Genomic DNA, 8,073 nt, shown 5'->3' with positions numbered 1-8,073 from the left:
GCGCTGAAAAAGAGCATGCAGTATCGTGAGCAGGAAAGGATGAAGCGCCGTGATTAAAACGCTCAGACGCATCATCAAGCAGGACAAGGAACGATTTGTTATCCCGAAAGGCGTTCAGCAAGTCATCCCGATTCGTGCCCTCTGGCCGGACGGGATTTTTTTTGTCGGCAACAAGTTCTCCAAATCGTACCGGTTTGAGGATATCAACTACGCCGTAGCGTCCAAGGAAGACAAGGAAGCGATGTTTTTGTCTTACTCCGAGCTGCTCAATTCCTTTGACAGCGGAGCGACCACGAAAATTACAATCCATAACCGGCGTCTGAATCGGGCCGACTTTGAAAGCTCGATTCTGATTCCGCTACGGCAAGACCATCTCGATGTGTACCGGCAAGAGTACAACGAGATGTTGCTCGCAAAGGCCATCGGCGCGAACGGTACAATTCAGGAAAAGTACGTTACCATTTCGGTCGTCAAGAAAAATGTGGAAGAAGCCCGTCAATACTTCGCGAGAGTCGGAGACGAACTGATGTCGCATTTTTCCCTTCTCGGTTCCAAGTGCATCGAACTGGATGCAACCGATCGTCTGCGCATTTTCCATGATTTCTTCCGGATCGGCGAGGAAGCGGATTTTCGTTTCCATCTGTCCGAAACAATGCGCAAGGGGCATGATTTCAAGGACTACATTTGCCCGGATTCATTCGAGTTTGAAAAAGATCATTTTCGGATGGGCAACTTTTTTGGCCGCGTCATCTTTCTGCGGGAATACGCCAGCTATATTAAGGACAGCATGGTGTCCGAGCTTTGCGACCTGAACCGGAATTTGCTGCTGTCGCTGGATATCATCCCGATTCCGACCGACGAGGCCGTTCGCGAAGTGGAGAGCCGTTTGCTCGGCGTGGAGACGAACATCACCAACTGGCAGCGGCGACAAAACCGGAACAACAATTTTTCTGCCGTGGTCCCTTACGATATGGAGCAGCAACGCAAAGAGAGCAAAGAATTTCTGAACGACTTGACCACCCGCGATCAGCGGATGATGTTCGGCCTACTGACGATGGTCCACATTGCGGACAGCAAGGAGCAGCTCGACAGCGATACGGAGGCGCTGCTCACAACTGCCCGCAAGCATTTGTGCCAGTTTTCCACGCTTACCTATCAGCAAATGGACGGCCTGAATACGGTGCTCCCCTACGGCTTGCGGAAGGTTCACGCTCTGCGGACGTTAACGACAGAAAGCACGGCTGTCTTTATTCCGTTTCGGGCACAGGAAATCGTGCATCCGGGCGGCATTTACTACGGACAAAATGTAATCAGCAAAAACATGATCATCGCCAACCGCAAACAATTGCTGAACGGAAACAGCTTTATCCTCGGCGTATCCGGTTCCGGCAAAAGCTTTACCGCGAAACGGGAAATCGTCAACCAGATGCTGTCCAGCGACGACGATATTATCCTGATCGACCCGGAACGGGAATACTCCGCGCTGGTGAACGCAATGGGCGGCGAGACGATTCATATATCCGCCACCTCGCCCAACCATATCAATGCGATGGATATGAACCGGCAATATGGCGACGGAGCAACCCGATTATTCTCAAATCGGAATTCGTCCTCTCGCTCTGCGAGCAATTGATTGGCGGGTATCAACTGGGAGCCAAAGAAAAGTCGCTCATTGATCGTTGTACCGCCAGCGTGTACAGGAAGTATTTGCAGAGCAACTATAAGGGACAGCCGCCGACGCTTCAGGACTTTCGCGCGGAATTGCTCAAGCAATCGGAGCCGGAAGCGCAGGACATCGCGCTTGCGATCGAGCTGTTTACTTCCGGCAGTTTGAATACGTTCGCCAAGCCGACCAATGTCAATGTCCATAACCGGCTCATCTGCTACGACATTCTCGACTTGGGCAAACAGCTCCTCCCGATCGGCATGCTGGTTGTTCTGGACAGCATCCTGAATCGGATTACGCAAAATCGGGTTAAAGGCAAAAATACGTTTATCATTATCGACGAAATCTATCTTCTGTTCCAGCATGAATACAGCGCCAACTTTCTGTTCACGCTTTGGAAGCGCGTCCGAAAGTATGGCGCTTTTTGTACGGGCATTACGCAAAACGTGGATGATTTGCTGCAAAGCCATACAGCCCGCACGATGTTGGCAAACAGCGAGTTCATTGTCATGCTGAATCAGGCAAGCACCGATCGGATGGAACTTGCCGAGCTTCTCCATATTTCAGACCTGCAACTCTCTTATATTACCAATGTTGACGCAGGGAATGGACTGATTAAGGTAGGTAGTTCCCTTGTGCCGTTTACCGACAAGTTCCCGCGGCACACAAAATTGTACAGCTTGATGACAACTAAGCCTGGTGAATAGGAGTAAGTGGCGAGAAGCGGCTGGTCTCTGTTGAGGTCAGCCCCTTCTTGCCAATGAATAACTATGATCTCGACAAAAAATACGGATGGTCTGATTCTTTAAACGGCGGACTATGAAATATGTGCCAATTTCGAGTATAATAAGTTTGGAATCATAGGCCTTTGAGAGCATTGGTATGAGGGAGGTTGTCATGGCCAAAATTATGATTGTGGACGATACGGCGTTCATGAGAATGATGCTGAGAGTGATCATAACGGAGGAGCCGCGGATTTTATCGTCAAGCCGTTTCAGAGGGAGAAAGTTCTGGAGACGCTTTCCAAAGCGTTGAAGTAGCCGGGGGTTTATGTACAAATCGGTCGCGTTACGGCTGTCGTTTTCGTTATCTCTCTTGTCGCTGTTCTGCTCATTTATATTAAGCATGCTTACGAGGCAGTGGATAAGGCCGTGGCCATGTCGCTCGCGGTCTTTTTGCCGTTGGGTTACTTTTGCGGTAAGCGGTTCGATACGCTGTTGCGGCTCTCGCATAGAGACGACTTGACCGGGGCGTATAATCGCGGCTTCATTCAGCGCGTTTTCCCCAGACTGGTTCGCCGATCTCAAAGGCTGCGAAAAAAACTGATCGTGTTCTATGTTGACGTAGACAACTTCAAGTATATCAACGACACATACTCCCACGAAACCGGAGATCGTGTGTTATGTCAACTTTCAAACCTGCTTGAAAAAACAACGAGCAAATACGACTATGTTGCACGATGGGGAGGCGATGAATTTGTAGTCATTGTGCCGTACACCGACGAAGAAGGAGCCAGAGCGTTCCAGAGACGTCTTGGCAGTGCGCTGTCGATATCGCTGGGGGAATTGAAGACGCACGTGTATCTTTCTGTCGGTTATGCGGTTTGTCCCGACGAGAGCGCCGATCTTGGCGAGCTCATGAGAATGGCGGACAAGAGAATGTACAAGCAAAAATTCAGCCAACACAATGATTGACATGTGCATTACAGACAAAGACTAAACGATTTGAACAAAGTCATTTTACGTTAATCCGATTCTGAATTCAACTTACAACAAGGAGCGCTCAAATTTATGAAAACTGTACCCATTCGTCTAAACCGCATCCAAAATAAAATCGGCCTTGGCTTTCTGGTCGTCGTCATTTTTTTTGTATTCGCCATTCTTAGCGTAACCCGGCAACTATCTTCCTTCCAGAAAGAAACGAGATTCATTACGGATCATGATATGCAAGTACATAGCCTGGCCCAGTCCATCGAGAAGGATCTGGTAGATATGGAGACCGGTCAAAGAGGTTTTATTATAACCGGGGAAAACAAATATTTGGACCCGTACAACAACGGCAAAACCAATTGGCAGAAGCACTATGAGGCCCTTTTCCAGCTTGTTGCCGACAATCCAAGCCAACAGGACAACTTGAAAGCCATTCAAAAAAATGTGGAACATTGGATTCAAAACGCCGGCGAGAAAGTGATTGCCTTGAAAAAGGCCAATGACAACAAGGGACTTCAGCAATTTTTCCAGGACGATCCGGGTAAGCAGGATATGGATGCCCTGCGCGAGCAGCTTTCGTCGTTCCGTTCCATCGAAAAACAGCTCACGTTGAATCGGGTGTCGGCGCTCGAAAAGAAAAACGGTCAACTCCGATTGCAACTGTACGGTTCCCTGTTTCTGGTACTTATCGTTTCGGTTATCTCGTCTTTCTTCACCGGCGCATTGACGGCCAGAAACGTACGCAAAGTCGGGAACGCCATCGCCGAAATTGCCTCTTCCGGCGGCGATCTGACGAAACGAATTACAGTGAAAACCAAAGACGAAACGAAGGACTTGGCGGATCAAACGAACTTGTTGTTATCCAGTCTTCAGAGCATGATCGCAGATATTCAAGGGAAGACCCAGGAATTGGAACGCTCCTCATCCATGTTGAAGGTTGGCGCAGACGAGAGCTACAAAGCCGCCGATCAAATCTCTGAATCTGTCCAGCGCGTAGCGCAGGGAGCGGAGCAACAAGTATCCCAGACGGAAGAGATGTCGGCGATTCTGCAGGAGACGGTATCGGGACTGGAGCAGGTTGCCGCCACGACAACCGACGTTTCCAACCTTGCCAGGCGAGCCCAGTCCGTCGCGACGGAGAATGCCGGCGAAATGCAGGCAAATGCGGAAAAAATCGGCCAGATCGAAGAAACATTTTCCGACATTCAAGCTTCCGCCGCGGAACTGGCATCGCTGTCTGAGAAAATTCGGGATGTGGTCGGATATATTCAGGACGTCTCCAATCAAACCAATCTGTTGTCGCTGAACGCCGCCATCGAAGCGGCGCGAGCCGGGGAACAAGGCCGAGGGTTTGCCGTCGTCGCCGGTGAAATCCGCAAGCTGGCGGACCAAGCGGCGCATTCGACCCTTGAGATTCATGAAACCATCGAAGTGATGTTGAACGGCATTAACGGACTCGTCCAGAAAGTAAATGAGAACAGTCATGGCGTCAAGGATGGCGTTCAGGCCATGATGAAAGCCAGCGAGTCGTTCCGGGCCATTATGAACGAAGTGAACAACTTGAGCGTTCAAGTCATGGAGGTTGCCGCTTCTGTGGGACAGATGTCCGCCGGCAGCAAAGCGATTGAAGGTTCCATTCGGGAAATTACGAAGATTACGGAAGAAACCGCCTCGTTCACTGAAGAGGTTGCGGCCATGACCGAGGAGCAGGCGGCCACGAGCCAGGAAATGCTGCAAACCGCTCGCCAGCTTGGCGAAATGTCGGATTCCCTGAAAGCCTTAGTCGGCAAATTCAAAGTTTGAGTGCAAGTCCCGATCCCCTCATCAAATGGAGATCGGGATTTTTTTGGTGTGTGCTTCCTCTCCCCGACACCGATTAAAAACGGAATAAATTGCCAACAATAAAATGGAAATGAAACATGAGGGGATCGCCATGGGGAAAACGAACGGATTTGGTAGCCGCGGCCCGCGCTCCAATCAGCGCGAGGCCGAACGCTTTGCTCATCAGGAAGAAAATCGGCAACTCGATCAGGCTCTTTCCGCAAACCTGGCCGAAAATGTTCAGGCGCTTCAGCGCTTGTATACCCGTTGTTCTGACGTGATTTTTCACGAGTTCTGCATAGGCAACCGCATGGAGGCTGTGCTCGTTTATATCGACGGTCTGGCTCATATCGAAGAAGTGGATCAACATGTGCTCGCTCCGCTGCAACAGGATTTCCCTATGGACTTCACGCTGGCAGACATTCGCGGAAAAATTGCCGTTTCCTCGATAAAACCGGTGGATACGATAGTCAAGGTGCTTGAAGAAATATCCGGCGGCAATCCCGTATTGCTGATGGAACGTGAGCCTCACGGACTGGCGATCGGCTTGCCGAAATGGGAAAAACGGGCCATCGATGAGCCGTCCGCCGAATCGGTTCTGCGCGGACCGCGGGAAGGGTTCATCGAGTCGCTTCGCACCAATACGGCTCTGTTGCGGCGTAAAATCCGAACCCCCCATCTCAAAATCGTGACGATGAGCATGGGGAAATATACGAGTACACAGATTGCGCTCGCCTATCTGGAGGGGGTTGCAGCCCCCTCATTGGTGGAAGAAATGACGAGCCGTCTGCAACGAATCGAGATCGACGGCATCTTGGAGAGCGTGTACATCGAAGAACTGATCGAGGACAACCCGTTCTCCCCGTTCCCGCAATTGCTCTCCACCGAAAGGCCGGATGTGGCAAGCGCTTATTTGCTCGAAGGACATGTCGTTGTGCTAATCGACGGTACGCCCAGCGTGCTAATCGCGCCGATCACCTTTTACTCCTTGCTGCAGTCGCCGGAAGATTACTACGAGCGGTATGTTGTAGGTACCGCAATTCGCTGGCTGCGCTATTTGTTCTTCTTGATCTCTTTGCTGGGACCGTCCTTTTACGTTGCGGTTATTACTTACCATCAGGAAATGATACCGAACGCTTTGTTGATTACGATGGCAAGATCCCGGGAACAAATCCCGTTTCCAGCCATTGTCGAGGCATTGTTGATGGAATCCATGTTTGAAGCGCTGCGCGAAGCCGGAGCGCGGCTGCCGAAGCAAATCGGCACCGCCGTCAGTATTGTCGGAGCGCTGGTCATCGGTCAGGCGGCCATTGCTGCGGGTATCGTTTCTGCGCCGATGGTAATGGTCGTGGCCATTACGGGCGTCGCGTCATTTATGGCTCCCCGTTTTACCGTCGGCATTGCCATCAGACTGCTGCGGTTCCCCGTGATGGTGCTTGCCGGTTTTCTCGGACTGCTTGGATTGATTATGGGGGGCATTCTTATTCTGAATCACCTGTTCAAACTGCGTTCGTTCGGCGCTCCGTATATGGCCCCGCTGGCCCCGATGCAGTGGCGCAGCCTGAACGATGTGCTCTGGCGCGCTCCGCGCTGGCTCATGACCAAACGTCCCCACATGACGGGGGCGTGGAATCCCAGAAGGCAGCCCCACGGTCAACGCCCGGGCCCGCATAAAGGGGAATCAGGAGATTGATAAGATGGAAGCAAGGCGCACATGGATAGTGGTCATCCCGATTGTTTCGGTGCTGTTGCTGTCTGGATGTTGGGACCGTACCGAAGTTAACGATTTGGCGATTCTTACGGCCGGCGGATTGGACTTGACGGAAGATCGGAAACTGGAACTCTCCGTTAAGCAATATTTGATATCGCCCTCTTCCTCCGAACAATCGGGCAGCTTTTCTTCAGACACCGGCGGAGGTTCCGGCAAGTCGGTCCTTCGTTCCTCCCGCGGTGTATCGATGGCCGATGCGGAATCCCATTTGCAGCAAGTGTTAAGCCGCAAAGTGTTTTGGGGCCAGGACGAAGTGTTCGTATTCGGTCAGCGGCTGGCGAAAGAAGGACTAGCCGAACCGATGGAATTTTTGACGAGACATCCGATTCCGAGGGAGCGGGCCAATGTTTTCGTCAGCCAGAGTCCCGCCAAGGAAGTACTGGAGCTCGATCCGCCGATTGAACGCTCGGTTTCGCAAGCTTTACGTAAAATGGCAGAAAATGAAACCGGGCTGAATATTACGATGAAAGAACTGGCGGAGATGATGGCGGGAAGATCCAGGTCGGCTGTCATTCCCTGGGTAGAAATCAAGCCTGGCGATGGAAAACAGGCCGCGTTCGCTCACATTAACGGCACGGCAGTCCTGAAAAACGGCAAGATGATCGGGCGTATGAACGATGCCGAGACGCGGGGAATCATGTGGTTGAGAAACGAAGTGAAAAAAGCGACGGTAACCGTTTCGCCGGGCAAAGGCAAGGGACTTGTTTCGCTTCAATTGCTAAGAAGCCGTACGGAGCTGATCCCGCACATTGAAGGAAGCAAGTGGAGCCTCACGGTTCGGATCGAGACGCGGGATGACATCATTGAGAATACATCGGAGTTTGATCTTTCCTTGCCGGATCATATGAACGAGCTGGAGCGCGAATTGGAAGACGATATTAAACGCCGCATTCAAATGGCGCTAAGACGCGCGCAAAAAGAGATGAAATCCGATATTTTCAACTTTGCGGATGCCTTCTATCGGAAGTACCCGAGGGAGTGGAATCGAAACAAGGGTCGCTGGGACGATCTTTATTCCAATCTGGAAATCAACGTACAAGCTAAGGTCAAAGTTGTCCGTCCCGGCTTGACCAACAAAAGCATATTCAAGCCGGAACAGAGGTGAT

The 8,073-nt window shown here is 51.3% G+C and carries 4 protein-coding genes and 1 pseudogene; all 5 read left to right on the top strand.

Annotated features, from left to right (window positions below):
* Positions 1-49 precede the first annotated feature (49 nt).
* The 5 genes and pseudogenes from SD70_RS39345 to SD70_RS20830 all read left to right on the top strand — a co-directional run bounded on the left by SD70_RS39345 (position 50) and on the right by SD70_RS20830 (position 8,072).
* Positions 50-2,373: pseudogene (locus SD70_RS39345) on the top strand (VirB4-like conjugal transfer ATPase, CD1110 family).
* A 432-nt stretch (positions 2,374-2,805) separates the two neighbouring features.
* On the top strand, positions 2,806-3,360 hold the full coding sequence (locus SD70_RS20845) for a GGDEF domain-containing protein (RefSeq protein ID WP_052487704.1): 555 nt from the start codon (positions 2,806-2,808) through the stop codon (positions 3,358-3,360).
* Between the two features lie 96 nt (positions 3,361-3,456).
* Positions 3,457-5,178: a methyl-accepting chemotaxis protein gene (locus SD70_RS20840; protein WP_041049421.1), complete on the top strand. Its 1,722-nt coding sequence runs from the start codon at positions 3,457-3,459 to the stop codon at positions 5,176-5,178.
* Between the two features lie 130 nt (positions 5,179-5,308).
* Positions 5,309-6,889, top strand: coding sequence for a spore germination protein (locus SD70_RS20835; protein ID WP_041049420.1), 1,581 nt, complete (start codon positions 5,309-5,311; stop codon positions 6,887-6,889).
* A gap of 4 nt (positions 6,890-6,893) precedes the next feature.
* A complete protein-coding gene (locus tag SD70_RS20830) occupies positions 6,894-8,072 on the top strand; it encodes a Ger(x)C family spore germination protein (protein ID WP_041049419.1) in 1,179 nt (392 codons plus the stop codon).
* Position 8,073 lies beyond the last annotated feature (1 nt).

Origin of the sequence: Gordoniibacillus kamchatkensis (assembly GCF_000829455.1) — a bacterium.
GTDB lineage: Bacteria > Bacillota > Bacilli > Paenibacillales > NBRC-103111 > Gordoniibacillus > Gordoniibacillus kamchatkensis.
The sequence above is the reverse complement of the archived record's forward strand: the minus strand, read 5'-3'. Positions and strand labels throughout refer to the sequence as shown.